This is a genomic window from Shewanella sp. ALD9 (assembly GCF_002836315.1).
Taxonomy (GTDB): domain Bacteria; phylum Pseudomonadota; class Gammaproteobacteria; order Enterobacterales; family Shewanellaceae; genus Shewanella.
On the sequence record NZ_PJCD01000040.1, the window covers coordinates 40,788 to 60,316 of the forward strand.

A 19,529-nucleotide genomic window follows, 5' to 3' on the forward strand; every position below is an offset into this window, starting at 1 on the left:
TCTGCAGTTGATAATTAGTTCTCTTCAGAGAACAAATCACCACCGTGCATATCAATCATTTCAAGAGCTTTACCACCACCACGAGCAACACAGGTCAGTGGATCGTCTGCGACCATAACTGGAATACCGGTTTCTTGCATTAATAAACGGTCTAGGTCACGAAGTAATGCACCACCGCCAGTTAATACCATGCCGCGCTCAGAAATATCTGACGCTAGCTCCGGTGGTGATTGCTCAAGGGCAACCATTACCGCGCTCACAATGCCAGATAATGGCTCTTGTAATGCTTCTAAGATTTCATTGCTGTTTAAGGTGAAACTTCTTGGTACACCTTCAGCAAGATTACGACCGCGCACTTCAATTTCAAGTACTTCGTCACCAGGGTATGCGGTACCAATAGTATGTTTAATACGCTCAGCTGTTGCTTCACCAATTAAACTACCGTAGTTACGGCGAACATAATTAATAATGGCATCGTCAAACTTATCTCCACCGATACGCACTGATGAAGAATACACCACGCCATTCAATGAAATAATCGCCACTTCGGTCGTACCACCACCAATATCGACAACCATAGAACCGGTCGCTTCAGATACTGGTAAACCCGCACCAATCGCAGCAGCCATTGGCTCTTCGATTAGATAAACTTCACGAGCACCAGCGCCCATCGCAGATTCGCGAATAGCGCGGCGTTCAACTTGAGTCGCGCCTACCGGAACACACACGAGTACGCGAGGACTAGGACGGAAGAAACTGTTGTTGTGCACTTGTTTGATAAAGTGCTGAAGCATTTTTTCGGTAACATAAAAATCGGCAATTACGCCGTCTTTCATTGGACGAATAGCTTGAATATTACCAGGCGTTCTGCCTAGCATTTGTTTTGCCTCTCTACCGACTGCAGCAACTGACTTTGGTCCATTGCTATTGCGTTCGCCGCGAATGGCAACCACTGAGGGTTCGTTCAACACGATGCCTTCATCGCGAACATAAATAAGAGTATTTGCCGTACCTAAATCGATGGATAGGTCGTTAGAAAAAATGCCGCGCAGCTTTTTGAACATGTATCAGGCCTGTATTCTGTGAAATCAGAAGAAGAAAAATCAGCTAACTTTATCAATGACACCCCCATTCTACAAGACCGAACAGGTTAACAATTGCTAATCTGACGTTTTTTTTTGTAAAAGTATCTAAAAAAATGCTAATCGGTCAAATTTAATCCTAAAAAGCGTAAAAGAGATGCTTTTTTATTCGGATCATTGACTCACCTCACGCCAATAAATGATCTTATCATGGCCTCGGTAGCGACCAAAGTACGCACTTGCTCTTGGGTTATAGAGCTGAGTCGGACTTACTTGGTCCCAATTCCAATACCACTTAAGCCAATCCTCGACTTGTAGCGGTGCAGTCACTTGACCTCGATATGCTACAGAACCAGTGTTTTGCCATAATAAGGGGAGTTGGCCATTGTTCATCGTAACGTTGACGGCACTGTTGCCATCACTACGGGTAACGGTTTCACCAGAGGTTAATAATGGGTCGTATACTTCGCTACCATCAAGTAGATCGAACACTCGAGTACATCTATCACTGACGTTAGTTATCCAGCCGCTACCATTCCAATATTGAGCATACGTTGGCATGCGTAAAATTTCATTTTCAGGGCCATAGGTATTATCCATCACCACTCTGCCATGACGAAAATCTTGAGTCGACAATTGTTTCGCATTGCAGGTGTTACTGTCAGCGCAAATAGCACTGTTGTCTGCACGCATATCAGGTGAGGCAATAAACGACACAGCTCCATCATTATCAAATGCTTGTACGCCAAGAGCTAACTGACTAAATGGTCCATCCACAGCCGGTGCCACGGTACGACGAAAATTTGCTTGATAAGATAATCCGACGTTTGCTTCACCCAAAGCCCAAGAACCAGCATTTATTGGTAAAGCACTTAATCTACCACTCAAATCTACACCATTATTGATGTTTTCACCCACAAGGCTTGCACTACCTTTAGCAAAGGCTCCTTGATAATTTTGGGTTACGTAAGTACCGGTATTCAAGGCACTTAATGTTAATGTCAAACCAAACGGTTGATCCATGTGGGTAAAGCTACCGCAAGATGGCAATACACTTGAACGGCTGACTAAAAATCGGTCTGGTATAAAACGACCTATATTAGGAGATGCGGCTAATGGAATGTCATAAAAATTCGACCCTAAATAGCTACTCGATGGATTAGCAGTAAAGCTAAAGACGCCCACTTCGGTTACCGACTGAGATACGGTATTACTATTAGTGGTTTGGGCGACATGATTATATTTTTCTGCTCCCACCTCTCCTAGTACGCCGCCAGATGGGGCAACTAATTGATGGCCTAATGTTACCTCGTTATGGGCATAATTTGGCGTATTGATGTTATCGCAGTAATCAATATCAACGTCAGACTCCCAGGCTTTACCTTGAATAACTACGTTAAATGACTCGCCGGCTTTTTTGTATCGATTACAGCTACTATCTCCTGCAGAGCACTTAGCATTATTATCTTCAGGCATAACGCATAAGCCCACAGGGAAACTAACAAACTGATCTGAACCTAACATGATCAACCCCTGCTCATCGCCTGTGCCAGTATACTTTGCATCTAACTGTATTTTTCCGGCATCTGGATAGTTAACAATAATATCTGCTTTTCCTTCTGCATCGAATGCCAACGCAAGCGTAGTTGCAGTGCTACTCTGTTTACCTACCACGGTATTATTTACAGTCGATGACTGGCCATTAATTGGTGTATTTGGGGTGATATAAGAGCTCCAAAAGTCGACATTTTTAGTCATTCTAGAAAACAGAGGTACACACTGTTGAGTGATATCTGAGGTTTTCACTGCACTAATAGTAATTTTGTCGGTTGGTTTATTAGCCAACTTATCCGGCACAGCAAAAATAAACCCGCTGCTTGCAAAACTTAAAGTACAGCTTGCTGTATTTAACTCGCCCGAACCACTGCGGCACAGGGTATTACTGCCTGCTATGGTTAAAGGAACGGAAGATGTCACCCCAATAGTGGTTGGCGTAGTCACATTGCTGCGTAAAGCGACCGTTGTACTGCCATTTTCAAATTTCACTACATTGGTTTTATTACCGTCAACATACCAAGCGCCATTTGAATTAGGAGCAAGCGATAGATTAGCCTCTACAGGCTCAGTAAATAAATTACATACCGCATCTTTACAGGCTCTGACCGTCATAGTTTCGGCCTTACAGGTGAATGGTGAATTTGTATAGTCAAACTCAAAATGATGAATTTGTTGACCGACCGGATTGGATTTAAGGGCACAAACCTTAAAGTTATCCATCTCATGATTATTATTGGAACCACCCGTGGATCCTGTAATTGATAGGTAAAAATCTTTAGGGACAGGAGCTTGCCCTGAGAAACTTAATGCATCAAAAGGAGCTATTAACGTTTCGTAATTATCCGTGATGCCATTATTCGTGGTATCTCGCAGCACTGACACCATGGCCTTCCCCGACACTCTTGAGTCAATAATGATTTTATATTTATGATTAGGCTGAGCACTGGATGTACTTCGAACGTCAATTTTAGGACTAATATCAGCACTAGTACCGATTAAATACCGATAACTTGTTGCTGCAGAACCACGAATTGCCACGGCTTGCCGCCTAAACCCGGGACCGCCATTTTTACCTTCGTTGGGACTAGAAAAATTACCGTATTCATCTAAAGCTATGCCTAACCATCCACCCGCAAATCCAGGGGTACCATTATTACGCTGTGCGTACCCTAAGGCGCCACCAAAACTACCTGGCTGAGGGGTAATACTAGCGTCAGACAAAATAATAGCGATACCATCTGCTCCCGTACCTGACGATTTAGACCAAGCATAATAATCAAACTCAATTTCAACTAAGTTATCCTCTGCAGGGAATAAACGTTGATAAGTACTGGATGTCGCTTGATTGCCGCTAGCAGAGGTAAAACGCAGACGCCCTTCCACTATTGTAGGCGGTAATGAAGAACCTAAGACCTTGAGCGCCCAATCATCACCAACATCAGAACGCGTAAATTCGTCACGAAAACAAATTAAGGTGTCTACTTTTTTCTCAAAAGCCACAAAACTGTAATGCTCCCAACGATGTTTACGGTCGCTATCGCTAAAAGTATCTTCATCGACAACCATACTCACTTTATCGTTAGTCAACTGACAACGTCGAAGCCAGCCGCCATCGCCACCTAAGCGGCTATTTTTACCCGCGACTAATATAGGGGCTCCCTTAAAACCAATTAAAGGCGTGGTATAACGACATTGCTCACTTACATCTTTAGTACCACTATCAGTAAACGTTTGTGCTTGACCAAAGTGATAATTAGTGTCGACACCATTTAAGGTCATAGTGCCGCTAGCCGTTGTGCCGCTAGGGGTGCTCAACGATAAATAGCCAATGGTTTCATTTTGAATTGAATTGTTATTTAAATTACCTGGTTGACATACACTATTGCTATAAGCCTCTGACGCATCTAATGCAAGTTGAATTCCTGTTGCCGTAAACTCGGAGGTACTAGTTAACCAACAATTATTATTTTTAGTTTGAATCTGATTCAACACCACATCTTGGGTAGTAGGCAAATTAACAGAGGTATAGGGTGAATTAGAACCAAATACAGCCTGGTCATAATTAACTGAGCCAGCAATTAGCTTGATGTCATTTGGCAGGTCATAGGACCCTGGTATGACAGCAATCCAGTGTACTTCAGGCATTTCTGTGGGTTTCACATAAGGGTTATCCGGTGATATAGGCTCTTGTTGTGACCAAGCAAAACCTTGCGACGATACACTATCAAGGAATACCGATGCAGGGCCATCACTGTTACCGTCTTCTGTGGTGATGGTAGGCATTAAGAAAACCAAGGGGGTGACGGCAGTGGGAAATGCTGCGTCAAATGTTACATATGTTGAGTCGTTACCAGACACAGTAGATTTACCATATTGGATATGAAATGTCGCAGCAGTCATATCGCACATACCATTAAAATTTGTATTACTAATGGGTTTAAAATCAACGCTACTGTTACCAGAAAGAGTCAAGGCGCCACCAGCCCCAAGTGCGCCAGAAATGCTACTATTGCCCGACATAGAAACAGAACCCGCCACATACACGATTGCATTAATATTAGTGTTGCCAGAAATGCTTAACGAACCTGCCACATAAATAATCAGGTTTTCTGGGGCCTCGTCTAAATTGATATTGGCATTGTTCAAATTTAAGTTATTAAAATATAAACGCGCTGTGGTGCCCGTGGTTGAAATAACTGCTTTATTGCCAAAGTTACCATTATCGTAATCATAGTCTCCAGGCAGGAATTGATTACCACCATCTCTGTCACAGGTCGTTGAGCTGCAGTTTAAATCTGATAATGGAGAGGCTAAAATACCTGACGGTAACACTAACCCAAAAGGAGAATGGTTACCTGAAGCGGGGTCGGTAAATATGCTGTCGCATTGTGGCGCTGCAAAAACCTGCCAAGGTAATAACAGCCAACAAGCCAATAAAATAAAACCAAGATTATTGCGCACGGGCTTCTACCTCCACTTGGCGACTGACTCGCAAACATGTTGAACTGTTTGAGTTTCCTACACAGTTAGCTGTTTCGCATACCGCTAAACTATTAATTCGATATTGAACAACACTGCCAACGCTTGCGGTATTACAACTAATGGTGACACTACAATTATGGAATCCAACGGCGTTATTGGGCGGTGTCCATGTAGAGCTAACACTAGTACAAGTTGCCACAGTGCCACCAACCGGAAATAACTCAGCCAGCGCTGCATCGGCGCCACTATTAGCGCTAAATAAAGCTCGAGTGCCCCACACCTCCATGTTCACAGATTCATCTGCATCACCGACAATACGGATTAAACTCGCGGCAAGTAAAAACATCACCGTTAGCACAAATACACCAATAATTAGTGCGCTACCTTGTTGAGAATGTTGGGTTAATTTCAGCTTAGGGAACATTCATCACCTGTACTTGATGTTGATATTGAAATGTTTCACCATTGACGCTAAATAGTGGCTGCAAATGCACTATAGCATTAGTCACCAGTGTCGATGGAGTCAAGATCACCGCGGGATTAACCGCTAAGGTATTAGTGATATTTTGTGCCATCAATACGCCATTGCCCATTGCAGCTGGTGCAGGCTGATTGACCTTATAACCATAGTTTTGGTACAGGCGCAGATCAACATTGCTAGCTGTATTAATAAAACAGTAGCTTAATGGGCTATCGGCAACAAACAAGCGTTTTAACGGTGAGGCCTCAGTAAAACGCACACTTTGAGTTAATGTAATGGTGAGTTGATCGCTTATTTCAGCCACACTCTGCACAATAAATCGTTTGGCGGTAGTCGCTTGAGGATTATAAATTTCGCTATTGGTTAAAGGATAAATTAGCACTGACTGAGCAGCATTAATGGGACGAATACTTTTAATCGCGGTTATGGTATTTTGCGCAATTTGAGGCACAAACGGTGCTTCAAGATACGATGTGCTGGTGCTAATAGGCAGTAACTCCAAACACTGATAACTGCCATCGGTTGCGGTAAGTACGCGCATACTATTGGGCACTGCACGACGAATATCTCGGGTCATCCGCTCGATACCAAAACGGCTTTGACTGAGCACTTGATCTACCGCACTTGATTCAACAAAAATGCGGGTACCAAAAATCACAAAACTACTAATCCCAACAATAATAATCCCTAAGATTAAAATGACCGTCACCATTTCAATTAAGGTAAAGCCTGCAGCTTTCAATCCTCGTCGTAAAGGCATTAGTAGTTACTCCTTACCGCTTGGTAAGTGATCACTTCATTGGCAGGCGTTGTCACCGCTACTGTAATTAATTTTTGCGCTTTCGTTGCTGAGTCGAGATATGCCACAGTGACGTGCAACTGATAGCGAGGATAGGCTTGGACATAAGTTTGGCTTGAGTCGAGCATGTTATCGTCTTCATCCAAACCATTATAATCATCAACGTCGTTGAACGTGTCTCGGCTTTCACCGTCAGGCCCCAGAAATGGAGTACCATCGGCTGATAAAGTATAAGAACAAACTTCACCAGTCGGTGCATTACACGCTGGTACTCCGCCATTGGGATTAGTATTTTGATCATATCGCTTACCCCAAATTTCATTCATTACCGAATGAGCTAATTCTGCCGAACGCACTCTTTGTAATGTTGATGCTGCTCTATCCGCCTGGGGAAAAAGCATACTGGTGAGCATCACTATCGCAATGCCGATCACCATCATGCCAATAACAAGTTCGATTAAAGTAAAACCACGAGTAGATTGTGATAAACGATGAAATTGAGTTTTACAGAGCATAAATATACCCCTCTGACTCTACCGCAATGGCTAAGGTTTCATCTGCCACCACATTAAAGCAATGGCCAGAACAAACCGGAGATAACATGCGACCTAAGCTGTCGAAGGTAATCGAAAACACTTGGCTAGCATTACTGGTTAAGGCGACATGAGCATTGCCGCTGAAGGTTTGTTGTTGCTCTATACGTACTTGGTTTGTACATATGCTGGCGGCTCTTCTGCTAAAATGGCGTAACGTATAACCGCTTGATGTCACATCAATTTGATAACACTGATCAGTATTCTGGATGGCTTTAAGTTGGACCTGGCGTAACTCACTAATAAATTCACTGCGTAAACTGTAGGCACTAAAAGATGAATCAGACATCAAACGCGGCAACACCGCCACGGCAATAATAGCAATCACAATCATGGTGGTAACCAATTCAACCAAGGTAAACCCGGCTTGAATATGATGTTGTCGATTCACTATGATGATGTCCTCATTCAACCTGATGAACATTATGAACGTTCAATATTAATTAAACCATAATGGTGTCAGTGACTTATATTAACTTATTCAGTATGGCAAAAATAGGCGATATTGTCTGTTTATTTATTACCTTGTCACATTTTATAGAAAAGCCAAGTGAGTCGTTTAATATTCTTTTTAACTCAAAACACTAAAAAAAAAACCTGCATGAGCAGGTTTTTATTACTTAACGATCACGTATTAACAATCTGATGCATCAGGAATTGCTGTAAATTCAGGTATCTTTGTTGCTGTTGCTGCAGTGTATTTGAAAAAGCAAGTTGAGGGTGCACCGGCTTGCCAAAAGTTACCTGTGGCAGCATCAAAAACCCAGTCAGTCGTGATTGCAGCCGCACCAGGATCTGTACCTGCTGAAACGCTTAAATCAATTGCCGTTTGGAAGTTAAGTAATGTTGCAGTTAAATAACCATAATCTGTTGTTACGTCTGCATTCGTTGCTGGCGTAGCTGTCGCATCGCCAGTTAAAGTAACGGTTGCCCCAGTAGCTTGTTCTTTACCCGCTAAAGCCGCTTTTGAATAAACTAAGGTATTTGCACCTTGGATAGCTGCTTTCAGACCATTTAACGCAGAAACTCGCGCATCACCTTGCAAGTTAATAAACTTAGGTGCTGCCGTAACCGCTAAAATACCTAGAATAATGATCACTACCACTAATTCGATTAATGTAAAACCTTGTTGTTTTTGCATATTAAATAACCTCTATAGAAAATAAATGGGTAAACCAACATCACTGCGAACAGTGGTAAATCAAATTAGTTGTTTGTAAAAGATACGACCTGACCCGTACCTGCATTATATGTTACACCGTTAGCACCCGCAGTGTCTAAATCAGGCGCAGGATCTGCTACACCCGACGTTTGATTTAGCGCTAAAGTAGCCACTTGGTGATAAACACACAAATCAAGACCAGTAACAGTTTGGCCATCAATACTGGTAGATGAACCGCCGACACCATTTTGCATTCTTACGGTATAACGATGATTACGAGCATCCTGATTGAACAGTACATTTCTAGGAGCATTTTGTAAAACTGAATCAAATACTTCCTGACATGTTTCGTTGGTCATTGAGGTAACATCAGTATTGGTTGTGCCAGTTGGAAAACCAAAACGTGTATCGAGTGATACGCTAGTACCATCTAAAATAACGCTGTTGTTACGACGACCATCAACTTCCCATTGTGCGCGAACAAAACTCACTGCTGTGGCTAAACCACCAGCAACACCATCAACACTGGCGTCTTCAGCATCATCGGTCACATTTAAAAAACGCGGGATCGCTGTAGCGGCTAATAAACCGAGGATGACAATAACAATAACCAACTCGATCAATGAAAAACCTTGTTGTTTCAATTTCATAATAACTCACTCTTATCTATAGCGCCTACAACAGGAAATAATACTGATTAAGCTATAACTTCACTAATATTAGCAGCTTATTTAAAATTTAACACTAATGGCACAAACTTTATCCATCGCTCATTAAAAAAATAACTCTACCCGTTTGTAGCTGATAACTTAAACTGGCTGTATTGCCTGAATAGTAGCGGCAAATGTTCTCATCAGGCTGATAATCTACCGTAATATTTAACTCTTGAACATTAGTTGCCAATAAATGCCCCCACAGTTGTTCACAACCTTGGACATCATTAGTGTCAATGGTTGGCCAACCTTGATTAGACATAGCAATCCAATTATCGGTGCCAACCAAATCAGCATCAGTATTAATAGCATCCATCTTACTCGGAGCATCTTTTGATACTGTATTGTCATCGCTAATCTTACTTGATGTCACATTCGATGCCATATGATGCCAGGACAACTGCATTTTATGAGGTCGGCCAGAAGCTAACCACTGACTACGCACCATAGCTAAGACATTCAAAAAACGATTATGTTCAAACTCTAAACCACGCCCACCTATGTTTGAGGTAGTATTGACATAACGTCCGCCAAAAATAGCCAGCAGCGTTAACACCACCACAATCGCAATAACTCGCCCATAGACTTTAAGCAGATCGCCATCCGCTTTTTGCTGGCTCAACATCTCGATACCCAATGATCTGTTTGCATTCTTTGTTGCATTCTTTGCTAACCGCCTTTTACCACATTCAGCATATCCCACATAGGTAGATAAATACCCAGTGCCAATATCAATACAATGCCAGCAACAAATGCGATTAAAATAGGTTCGAGTTTTGCAGTGAGGTTTTTTAAATCATAATCCACCTCACCTTCATAAAAATCAGCGGCATCATTGAGCAGCTGATCTATTTGACCGGTTTCTTCACCCACAGCAACCATTTGCAATACCAATGGGGTAAACAATTGGCTGCTATTTGATACCCTTAGCATTGACTCACCAGATTCAATACCACGGCGCATACCCACAATTTTGTCATGCATATAAGCGTTATCGACCGCATCTGCGACCAAGCTTAATGCCTGTGTCATGGGAACGCCTGCACTGAGCATCATCGAAAAACAGCGACAATAACGTGACAAGGTTGAGCGCTCAATAATAGATCCAATAACAGGTATGTGCAGCTTCCATAAGTCCCATTGCTTCTCGCCCTTTTCAGAGTGATGCCAATATCGAATCCCGACTATGATGCCGATTAATAGCACAATCATGTGAGGCCAAAAATTAACAAACAGATTAGACGTGCCAATTAAAATTTTTGTCGCCCAGGGTAATTCAGCACCAAAACGAGAGAACATATCGGCAAATTTAGGGATCACCATAATGTTCAAAATAACCATCGCAATAGTAATCGCAATCAAGACAAACATCGGATAGCGCATTGCGGCTTTAATCCGTCGACGAGTTTCTTGTTCTCGCTCGATATAACCAGACAACTGGATAAAAGCATCTTCCAACTTACCGGTATTCTCCCCAACATGGATCATCGAGACAAACAACGAATCAAATATATCCTGATGTTGATTCATTGCCGACGATAGCGGTCGACCTGAAGTAAGTTGAACAGAAATATCATCCAAAGCTTTTTTCATTCGATCGGAATGGGTTGTTTCCGACAAGCCCGCTATGGCCCTTAAAATAGGAATACCTGAACGCGTTAACGAATACATTTGCCGACTAAAAATTTGTAACTCTTCCAGCGACACCTTGCTTTGAAATAAGCTCATCGAAAAAGATTGCTTAGTTTTCACTTCGCGCAATTCTAGCGGAATGATCCCGCGAGAAAGCAACGCATCGGCCGCCGCGCTTTCATTAGCAGACTCAAGCTGTGCACTGACCGCCTGCCCTTGTGAATTACGTCCTCGATATTGATATAGTGGCATTGTTATAACCCAATATCTTGTTGGCTAACAATATCTTCCGACAACGGCACTTTCGACTCACTAACGTCTTCAACTAGTTTTGACACCTCTTCCAGTGTTGTGGTGCCAAGGAATAAATACTCCATCGCAGAATGCGCAAGGGGAATAAAGTTAGGACTGCGCAGCGCTGCACGGGCAAAATCTTGCGGATTACCCGTTCGCATGGCATCAATCATATTTTCGTCGAGCTCGAGTATTTCAAAAATACCGATACGACCACGATAGCCCGAACCATTACAGGTTTGGCAACCGCTACCCACTTTAAACGTAGCGCTGCTAATATCTTTTTTCGTCACACTCGCAAGCCAGCTGCGTTCAGCTGCGGTTGGTTGATAATCTACGGCACAATTGTGACAAACGCGCCTAACAAGACGTTGAGCGATAATGACCCGCAGCGCACTAGCAACCAAATAACTCGCCGCGCCCATATCGAGTAATCGCAATGCACTGGTAACCGCATCATTTGTATGCAAAGTCGATAATACAAAGTGACCGGTTAATGCACCGCGTAAGCCAATTTCCACCGTTTCTTGGTCACGCATCTCTCCCACCATGATAATGTCAGGATCTTGACGAAGCGTGGTACGCAGTACGTTAGAAAAGTCTAAACCAATCTTGTGGTTAACTTGTACTTGGTTAATGCGCGGTAATTGATACTCAACCGGGTCTTCTACGGTGATAATCTTTCTATCGGCAGTGTTAAGCTCACTTAAAATACCGTACAAGGTGGTCGTTTTACCACTACCGGTTGGCCCTGTAACTAGCAACATACCGTGGGGGCGTTTAATCTGTTTACGAATACGCGCCACAATATGCGGTGGCATACCGGTTTCATCTAACGTACGTAAACCTGTGGTCTGATCCAATAAACGCATCACCACCGACTCACCATGATAAATCGGCATGGTCGACATCCGCACATCGATTTTATGACCTTTTATTTCCATATGAAAACGGCCATCTTGTGGCATACGTTTTTCTGAAATATCCAGTCCAGCCATCAACTTAAGCCGTAATACTAAAGCAGAGGCGATATTAACTTCACTAAGAAGGTTTTCATGTAATTGGCCATCGATACGCTGACGGATCCGCAGCACTTTCTCGCCAGGCTCAATGTGAATATCTGACGCACGCATTTGCACCGCATCTTCAAAAATAGACTGTAATAGCTTCACCACGGTGGTTTCGTTATCACTGTCGCTTTGAGTCAAATTAGCCAAATCGAACATGTCATCTGCGGCATATTCTTCATCAAGCTTACCGGCAATTTCAGCAATTTGCCCGGTACGACGATAAAGGTTGTCAAACGCGTCGAGTAATTGTTGCTCTGGTGCCACCGCGATCATTAACTGCTTAGGGGCAACTAACACTTCAATATTATCAATAGCCTGCAAGTCAGCAGGGTCGCTCATAGCAACTAATACATGGTCGGAATGACTTTCCACCACTAAAGCTCGATAACGCCTCGCTTGTACTTCGGGGAGAATATTCACCACTTCATCGGCAATCGGACGACGACTAATATCGAGGTACGGTAAATTAAGCTGATGAGATAAAAATTTAAGTAACTGGTCTTCAGTAATACTGTTCAAATCAATTAAGGTGCGGCCGAGCTTTTTACCTGAATTGCGCTGCTCTGCTAATGCTTGCTGTAATTGGGTGTCAGTAATAATCAGCTCTTGAACAAGAAGATCTCCTAACCGCATCTTTAACTTAGGCTTCATCGGTTTTCTCCTAGCTGATCTAAACGCTTTTCAATAAATGTCATAGCTGAAGTTGATAGCCCTTCATAGCTTAATGCTGATCGGTATGCTTGCGCGGCTTGTGGATATTTTTGCTGGGAATCGAGCGCATAACCTAACCCCATCCACCAGCGAGATTGAGTTGACTCAGATACCAATAAGTTTCGGTAAGCCTCCTCCGCTAAAACAAAGTTTTTAGAGTTTTGTGCCAAATCGGTTTGTGCGATCCACTTATCACGAGCCCACGATGAGCTATCTGGGATCATCGCCACCGTTATTAACGCTTCATCATAAGCTTTTATTGCAGTTTGAATTTGCGACAAAATCACATAAAACTCCCACTGTTGTGGAAACATGCTGATTCCACTCTCGAGTAATCTCATTGCAGTCGTTGGATTATTTTGCGCAAAATAAATTTCGACTAATTGCTTACGGGCTTTATGTAAACTCGGTTGTAAAATAATGGCTTCTAAATAGTAACCCGCCGCATCGTCCAGACGTTGCGCTTGCTCAGCATCCATCGCTTTGCGATATTGCAATTGCGCCATTTGCGTCTTGGAAAGCACCACTTCATTGACGCTCATATCAACAGTTTTTGCTGCAGCAGATACTTCTGCGGGCACTTCTGCGGGTAAGAAGCGAGATGTTTGCGCTACGATTTGGCCTTGAGTGGATTCAGTATTAATCAGCGAAGCCATATTCTGTGAATTATTATCCACCGAACCACTGGGCTTCTCTGTGTCTACGGTTGAAGCTAGCACTGTTTGTTGGTTGACGCTTTCGCTATTAACGGCTGATGCAGTGCTCACTTTGGATGGATCAAGCTCGGATATGCGATCCGTTGGTTCAATCATCTCAGCAGTGATTTCTGGGGTGCTCGCTTGAATAGATGCTTGAGTTGATATTTGAGCTGCTGCTTGGGTTGGTGCTTCAGTTGAAACTTGAGCAAGCTTAGGTTCAGCAGCAACGACATTATCTTGTGGCTGACTCGCCAGCGATGACTGAATATCTTCGGTAACCGATGTATCGATAGCTGTTGGCTCATTGACCATTTGAATATTGGCTTGGCGATACATAGATACACCAAACCACAATGTAGGGATCAGGAGTACGGCAACAACAATAAGGCTAATAAGTGGTGAGCGAGATTTAGCTACTGAATGATACTGAATTTGAGGACGCACAAATTCACCCGCAGGTTGCACTGGTGGTTTGTCTGTTCCGGGTTGCTGACGCTGCTCTAAATCTTTCAGCATCTTGATAATCACACTCATTTAATCTCGCTTATTTGTGTCATCCATTCACCACAACAATTATCACCATTTAACCCAATAACCACCATCACTGTTACAAGCAACATAATTATCAGCATGCTGACACGGGAAAACCCTACTTTATGTTGTAAATTAATATCTTCTGTATCCGTTATCGCAGCTAGACAATGGCGAGATGTCACCTTTTTTTTACCTTGGCCATAACATAGCAATAAGCTCTTATGCGCCAATATATTCACTAAACGCGGGATACCTCGAGCAGCTTTGGCAATGCGTTTAATATCCGAGGTATTAAACAATTCAGGTCCTTGATAACCCGCTATAGCAAGTCGGTAACCAATATAAGCTTGTATCTCATCCCATGTTAATGGACGTAAGTCATAGCTAAAGGTAATGCGTTGTCGTAATTGTCTAAACTTGGGTTGAGCTAAACGCTCATCTAATTCTGGTTGGCCAAACAACACCACTTGCAATAATTTACGACTTTCGGTCTCTAAATTAGTAAATAATCTTAACGCCTCAATACTGTCATCCGGTAATGATTGCGCTTCATCTAACACTAACACCACGTGAAAGCCCTGATGATTTAACGCTAATAAGCGCTCATGGATAAGCCTTGTCAATTGTTGTTGATCTAATTTGTTCGGTAACGCTAAACCGAGTTCGCCCGCTACGGCCAAACGTAATTCTTTAGGATTCAAATAGGGGTTAGGTAAGTAAGCGCAATGATATTGAGTCGGTAAGTCATTCAACAGCTTACGACACACTAAGGTTTTACCGGTACCCACTTCACCAGTGACTTTAATAAAACCTTCACCTGTCTGTAATGCGGTTTGCAGCACTTGCAACGCTTCCACATGCGGCGACAACCCAAAAAAGAAACTCGTATTTGGGGTAAGCGTAAAGGGCAATTGACTTAAGCCAAAGTGCTGCAAATACATAATTACTGGCTATCCCTTATCAATTTCAACCGCTATTTTTAATCGTCAATTCTCTACCGTCAACGGTCGCTATTTAGAAGGGTACCAACGTTCGATTAAATCTTGCGAACGCTTTAATTCATCCTTCCATGTGTCACCACCCACAACCGTTGGCTTCAACATAATAATCAATTCAGTTTTCTTTTTAGATTTAGTGCGACTGGTGAAGGCTTCGCCCAGAAAAGGAATATCACCTAATAAAGGTACTTTAGACACTGTTTCAATATTTTCGCTCTTCATCAAGCCACCAATCACCACTACATCACCAGAAGCGGCGCGGATAACGGTATCCGATTCACGGATCTCACTTTGTGCTAACGGTAATTCTAAGGTTGAATCACTGATTTTAATTTCTTTGGTTTGTGAGGTCACGTCAATCACCGAAGGATGGACATGCAATATTACGTTGCCATATTCATCAATCTGCGGGGTTACATCTAAGGCAATGCCTGAGAAAAATGGTGTCAGCTCAACCTGCGGCGTCGTTACCGGAGTGGTACCCGCTACGGTCGTTGAAGATACATCGGTGACAAAGTATTCGTCATTGCCGACTTTAATAACCGCTTTTTGATTATTAGAAGCGGTAACACGAGGGCTTGAAAGTACATCAACATCACCTTGGGTATCTAACAAGTTAATAATGGTACTGAAATCACTTCCGGTGAAATTAATCGAGGTTACACCGCCAATTGCAGACGTAATCGCATTACTTAACCCTTGTCCTGCTGATGTACTGAAATCAACATTGGTACTGCCAGCATGACCTAAGACATTTTCCCACTGAATACCTTGCTGGTAACCATCGGATAAGGTCACTTCAATAATTTTCGCTTCCAAAATCACTTGGCGCTGTAGATGGCTTTCGGCTATTTGTAAGAAACTTCGAATTTGACGTAACTCATCAGGGAAAGCTCGAACGGTAACAAGCCCTGCTTGAGGGGTTACCACAACCTGTCGCCCGCCACCTGTTTCACCCATTATTGACATTAATGTGGCTTGTAATTCACCCCAAAAATCGGTCTTGGTCGTTGAACGAATAAACGTACCATTGGTATTGTCACTGCTGTTCGAATTTCCATTGCTACTGTTACTATTTGAACTATTACTACTGTTACTAGTGCTGCTATTGCTACTGCCATTGCTTGAATTATTGTTTTGGTCTGAAATCCGTCCTGAGCTAACGGAGGTTAATGACAACCCCTCACGTTGCATGTAAATATAATTCAAAGGGAAAGTTTCGGTTCGCATACCCGACGGAAACACACGTAAAATACGACCTTCTCGATTCACTTCGTAACCATAAATGTCTTCAACAACTTGAATGGCTTCTGACAAGGTTACCGCTTTTAAAGATAATGAAATTTTACCTTGTACATCTGGATGTACCGCGACACTCAATGGGGTGTCTTTTACTAAGCTGGGGAAAAAAACTCTTGCGTCAACTTCATTGGCTGATACATCAAAACGACGCTCGGCGGGCAATGCTCTTGCTGATTGGCTCAACACATTATTACCATTAAGCTCACGCTGAACATCTTCAGGCATTGCCGCTGGAGGAGGCGTAATGGCTTGACTCGCCTCAGCTTGTTGCCTTGACTCATTCAAGGCCGCTTTCGCTGTTTGTGGGTCGGGCCTATCTGTCGTTTGGCAAGCAACTAAGCACAGCGACATCAGAGGAGTAACATATCTAATCACATTCATTTTTATTCTTATCCTATCGCTCTGTTATCGACTGAAATAGTTGAAGTTTTCTTCCATCTGACAAGGTAACATAGTCCTTGTTAATCTTTGATACTCTTAATCCACTGCCGCTAATAGCATCACCTACCGAAAGAATAATATTATTAATAACCGCATAAGTATTCTGGCCGTTAACAATACTGTTTAACACCAAAGATTGATTATCAGCTTTGGCCTGCACAGCAACAAAGCCCTGCCCTGGTAAAGTTGGATCACGTAATGTTTGCGCGTTAGCAGCCGACATTAATAGCATCATTAGGCTGGATGCATACGCCATAGCATTAATCTTGTTTCGCAACACTGATAAAGTCCTTATTCACACTAAGTGTGTAAAGTTCTAATTCAACTAACGCATCGGGATGAGATTCAACACGGTAATCTAAACGCTTCCAATACAATTTATCGGGCATACTTTCCACCGCTTTAATAAACGCTAAAATAGAAAAGTAATCGCCTTGTAACGTCAACTTAATACCATGGCTGTAAAGATTAACTTTACTACCATCACCCACTTGCAATAAGGCTTTGGGCGCAATAGAGGCAAACGACATGAGCGATACCCCCTTCACATTGCCCAGTAAGTTGGCTAATACTGTCGGCATATAATCCGCAGGAACCATATCAACCATTTGGTTGCTGAGGTCAGCATCAATCAATTGCATTTGCTCAGTAATCAACTGTAATCGTTGTTGATAATCTTGATTGGGATCGAGCTGTAAACGCTCTTCATAAAGTGCCACTTGTTGTAATGAAATCGAATTTTCTTGTTCGAGTCCCTTTAACTGATTCTGAACACTTTGCTGTTGCTTCCACAATGACTCTAATGGCATAAACAGCAACATCCCAATGACAACGAATAAGGCTAACGTAATCAATATCCGCTCTCGTGGACTTAGCTCATTAAATTTTGACGACCACACCAGCCATTGTTGCTTCATTGTGCAAACTCCTTAGCAACGGGCTGGCTTATCAATTTAAACGCCAACGGCTGTGCTTCACCGCGATCCATTGTCATCGCTGAAAATGCATAACCCTTTAACGTTGAAGTGGTTTTTAATTTGTCTATCCACAATGGAATACTTTGAGGGTTACGACCATAACCTTCAAACTCAATTCGCTGAGCGCTAGTGTTTTGTTGCTCAATAGTAATATGACTCAACCACACATTGCTATCAGCCACAGCAGCCAAGTCGGTCAACATTGGCGAGTAACCTTGGCTTATCATGGTCTTGCGCTGACTTAGTTCATCTTTTAGTAGTTTTTTAAGATCTAAACGTTGTTGCTCAAGTTCAACCTTTGCTACCAAATCGGCATTAGGTTTACGTAAAGCAATTTGTTGTTCTAGTTGTGTCTTTTGGTCAGTTAATCGACTTTTTGTGCTGCTTGCCTGTTGATTTAACTTTTGCAATTCATCGGTATGCCACAGCCCTACAACATAAAGTACAGCGCAACCTCCGGTGAAAAAAGCCAATGCCAACATCATTCTCGCAAAGGTTAGCCTTTGCTTTTTCGGCAACAAATCTGTGGTATATAAATTAACACTGGTTTTTATCACACTTCACCTCGAGCTAATTCTTGCAACGCTAACTGCGCGAGTAAATTCGATACGCCATCGTGAGTAACCGCGACCACTTTTTGATTAAAGTTAGCACTAACGAGATTGGCCAATGATGAACTATCACCTTCAACCAAAATACTAATTGACCCAACTGGAGCTTGACGTAATTGGCTTTCAAAATAATCCATAGAACGTTGAATTTCTAAACTGAGGTTGTCGGCTAAGCCTTGCTTTAATTCTTCTAAAGTCGCTTTATCTAGGTGGTTAAATCCTCTAACGCGACGCTGCATTAACACTTCACCCGCTTTAACAACTAACAACAACAATTCTTGCTGCGGCAAGTGAGCGACTAACATATGTGCCATATTATCGTGTGCTAAGACATGGCTTAATGCCAATTCTTCAATACTGATCCCAACAATATCTAATCCATTGGCATCACAAGCACTGGCCAATTGCATTAAAAATTGACGACTACTGACCACCACATTCACTTTTGAACTGGCAATAAAACTGGATTCGAAATAATCTAGATGAATATTCGTAACGGGCTCGGACACCATGTCTTTAACAGACCAAATCAACGCTTGAGTCACTTCACTAGGCTCAACATTGGGTTTTTCAACTTGTAATAATTGATAATACTGCTGCGACAGCACTAATTGCACCCGAACTCGGCCAAACTGACTCTTTAATGCTTCAAAGGCTTGAGACCAATTGTTTTTTTGTACTAAAAACTGGCTGATAACAGGCGCTGATTGACCTTGCTGTGGCTTACATACCCACAGGGAATTTCCGGCGATAAATACACCTACATTACCCATCAATTGCGATGTCTGCCAAAAGGCTAGTTTACTCAAAAAACCATTGTCCATTGCGTGGCCCATATTCGCTAACATATTAATTATTTAAGATTACTGATGATAAATATATCAGTAAAAAT

At 42.5% G+C, this 19,529-nt stretch carries 18 protein-coding genes; all 18 read right to left on the minus strand.

Annotation, left to right across the window (positions count from 1 at the left end; translation table 11 throughout):
* Positions 1 to 14 precede the first annotated feature (14 nt).
* Positions 15 to 1,064: a rod shape-determining protein gene (locus CXF88_RS16500; protein WP_011639153.1), complete on the minus strand. Its 1,050-nt coding sequence runs from the start codon at positions 1,062 to 1,064 to the stop codon at positions 15 to 17.
* Positions 1,065 to 1,256: 192 nt separating this feature from the next.
* Positions 1,257 to 5,600 carry a DUF6701 domain-containing protein gene (locus CXF88_RS16505; protein WP_197708458.1) on the minus strand — a complete coding sequence of 1,448 codons (4,344 nt, stop codon included), beginning with the start codon at positions 5,598 to 5,600 and terminating at the stop codon, positions 1,257 to 1,259.
* On the minus strand, positions 5,590 to 6,045 hold the full coding sequence (locus CXF88_RS16510) for an MSHA biogenesis protein MshP (protein WP_101087685.1): 456 nt from the start codon (positions 6,043 to 6,045) through the stop codon (positions 5,590 to 5,592). Before CXF88_RS16510 ends, CXF88_RS16505 begins: the two co-directional genes overlap by 11 nt.
* On the minus strand, positions 6,035 to 6,862 hold the full coding sequence (locus CXF88_RS16515; RefSeq protein ID WP_101087686.1) for a prepilin-type N-terminal cleavage/methylation domain-containing protein: 828 nt from the start codon (positions 6,860 to 6,862) through the stop codon (positions 6,035 to 6,037). Before CXF88_RS16515 ends, CXF88_RS16510 begins: the two co-directional genes overlap by 11 nt.
* Positions 6,862 to 7,416, minus strand: a complete 555-nt coding sequence (locus CXF88_RS16520) for a type II secretion system protein (protein WP_101087687.1) — start codon at positions 7,414 to 7,416, stop codon at positions 6,862 to 6,864. Before CXF88_RS16520 ends, CXF88_RS16515 begins: the two co-directional genes overlap by 1 nt.
* On the minus strand, positions 7,406 to 7,885 hold the full coding sequence (locus CXF88_RS16525) for a prepilin-type N-terminal cleavage/methylation domain-containing protein (protein WP_101087688.1): 480 nt from the start codon (positions 7,883 to 7,885) through the stop codon (positions 7,406 to 7,408). The genes CXF88_RS16520 and CXF88_RS16525 overlap by 11 nt, the downstream gene beginning before the upstream one ends.
* Before the next feature lie 243 nt (positions 7,886 to 8,128).
* Positions 8,129 to 8,635, minus strand: a complete 507-nt coding sequence (locus CXF88_RS16530) for a prepilin-type N-terminal cleavage/methylation domain-containing protein (RefSeq protein WP_101087689.1) — start codon at positions 8,633 to 8,635, stop codon at positions 8,129 to 8,131.
* A 65-nt stretch (positions 8,636 to 8,700) separates the two neighbouring features.
* Entirely contained in the window at positions 8,701 to 9,306 is a 606-nt protein-coding gene (locus CXF88_RS16535) for a type II secretion system protein (protein WP_101087690.1), read from the minus strand.
* A 109-nt stretch (positions 9,307 to 9,415) separates the two neighbouring features.
* Positions 9,416 to 9,994 carry a hypothetical protein gene (locus CXF88_RS16540; RefSeq protein WP_101087691.1) on the minus strand — a complete coding sequence of 193 codons (579 nt, stop codon included), beginning with the start codon at positions 9,992 to 9,994 and terminating at the stop codon, positions 9,416 to 9,418.
* A 44-nt stretch (positions 9,995 to 10,038) separates the two neighbouring features.
* On the minus strand, positions 10,039 to 11,253 hold the full coding sequence (locus tag CXF88_RS16545; protein WP_101087692.1) for a type II secretion system F family protein: 1,215 nt from the start codon (positions 11,251 to 11,253) through the stop codon (positions 10,039 to 10,041).
* Positions 11,254 to 11,255: 2 nt separating this feature from the next.
* Entirely contained in the window at positions 11,256 to 13,016 is a 1,761-nt protein-coding gene (locus CXF88_RS16550; protein WP_101087693.1) for a GspE/PulE family protein, read from the minus strand.
* The gene (locus CXF88_RS16555) at positions 13,013 to 14,308 is read right to left on the minus strand and encodes a tetratricopeptide repeat protein (RefSeq protein ID WP_101087694.1); all 1,296 of its coding nucleotides are present in this window, start codon (positions 14,306 to 14,308) and stop codon (positions 13,013 to 13,015) included. Before CXF88_RS16555 ends, CXF88_RS16550 begins: the two co-directional genes overlap by 4 nt.
* Positions 14,305 to 15,249, minus strand: a complete 945-nt coding sequence (locus CXF88_RS16560) for an AAA family ATPase (protein WP_101087695.1) — start codon at positions 15,247 to 15,249, stop codon at positions 14,305 to 14,307. The genes CXF88_RS16555 and CXF88_RS16560 overlap by 4 nt, the downstream gene beginning before the upstream one ends.
* Before the next feature lie 69 nt (positions 15,250 to 15,318).
* Complete coding sequence (gene mshL, locus CXF88_RS16565; RefSeq protein ID WP_101087696.1) at positions 15,319 to 16,989, minus strand: pilus (MSHA type) biogenesis protein MshL; 1,671 nt, start codon at positions 16,987 to 16,989, stop codon at positions 15,319 to 15,321.
* A gap of 13 nt (positions 16,990 to 17,002) precedes the next feature.
* Positions 17,003 to 17,305, minus strand: a complete 303-nt coding sequence (locus CXF88_RS16570; RefSeq protein ID WP_162024421.1) for an MSHA biogenesis protein MshK — start codon at positions 17,303 to 17,305, stop codon at positions 17,003 to 17,005.
* A 4-nt stretch (positions 17,306 to 17,309) separates the two neighbouring features.
* On the minus strand, positions 17,310 to 17,966 hold the full coding sequence (locus tag CXF88_RS16575; protein WP_101087698.1) for an MSHA biogenesis protein MshJ: 657 nt from the start codon (positions 17,964 to 17,966) through the stop codon (positions 17,310 to 17,312).
* Positions 17,963 to 18,583: a fimbrial assembly protein gene (locus CXF88_RS16580; protein WP_101087699.1), complete on the minus strand. Its 621-nt coding sequence runs from the start codon at positions 18,581 to 18,583 to the stop codon at positions 17,963 to 17,965. The genes CXF88_RS16575 and CXF88_RS16580 overlap by 4 nt, the downstream gene beginning before the upstream one ends.
* Entirely contained in the window at positions 18,580 to 19,461 is an 882-nt protein-coding gene (locus tag CXF88_RS16585; RefSeq protein WP_242445183.1) for a biogenesis protein MshI, read from the minus strand. Before CXF88_RS16585 ends, CXF88_RS16580 begins: the two co-directional genes overlap by 4 nt.
* Positions 19,462 to 19,529 lie beyond the last annotated feature (68 nt).

Coding starts and splice junctions, on each gene's coding strand:
- CXF88_RS16555 (WP_101087694.1), bottom strand. CDS start 14,308: ATGAGTGTGATTATCAAGATGCTGAAAGATTTAGAGCAGCGTCAGCAA.
- CXF88_RS16530 (WP_101087689.1), bottom strand. CDS start 8,635: ATGCAAAAACAACAAGGTTTTACATTAATCGAATTAGTGGTAGTGATC.
- CXF88_RS16500 (WP_011639153.1), bottom strand. CDS start 1,064: ATGTTCAAAAAGCTGCGCGGCATTTTTTCTAACGACCTATCCATCGAT.
- CXF88_RS16540 (WP_101087691.1), bottom strand. CDS start 9,994: ATGTTGAGCCAGCAAAAAGCGGATGGCGATCTGCTTAAAGTCTATGGG.
- CXF88_RS16560 (WP_101087695.1), bottom strand. CDS start 15,249: ATGTATTTGCAGCACTTTGGCTTAAGTCAATTGCCCTTTACGCTTACC.
- mshL (WP_101087696.1), bottom strand. CDS start 16,989: ATGAATGTGATTAGATATGTTACTCCTCTGATGTCGCTGTGCTTAGTT.
- CXF88_RS16570 (WP_162024421.1), bottom strand. CDS start 17,305: ATGGCGTATGCATCCAGCCTAATGATGCTATTAATGTCGGCTGCTAAC.
- CXF88_RS16545 (WP_101087692.1), bottom strand. CDS start 11,253: ATGCCACTATATCAATATCGAGGACGTAATTCACAAGGGCAGGCGGTC.
- CXF88_RS16585 (WP_242445183.1), bottom strand. CDS start 19,461: ATGGACAATGGTTTTTTGAGTAAACTAGCCTTTTGGCAGACATCGCAA.
- CXF88_RS16520 (WP_101087687.1), bottom strand. CDS start 7,416: ATGCTCTGTAAAACTCAATTTCATCGTTTATCACAATCTACTCGTGGT.
- CXF88_RS16575 (WP_101087698.1), bottom strand. CDS start 17,966: ATGAAGCAACAATGGCTGGTGTGGTCGTCAAAATTTAATGAGCTAAGT.
- CXF88_RS16535 (WP_101087690.1), bottom strand. CDS start 9,306: ATGAAATTGAAACAACAAGGTTTTTCATTGATCGAGTTGGTTATTGTT.
- CXF88_RS16515 (WP_101087686.1), bottom strand. CDS start 6,862: ATGCCTTTACGACGAGGATTGAAAGCTGCAGGCTTTACCTTAATTGAA.
- CXF88_RS16510 (WP_101087685.1), bottom strand. CDS start 6,045: ATGTTCCCTAAGCTGAAATTAACCCAACATTCTCAACAAGGTAGCGCA.
- CXF88_RS16550 (WP_101087693.1), bottom strand. CDS start 13,016: ATGAAGCCTAAGTTAAAGATGCGGTTAGGAGATCTTCTTGTTCAAGAG.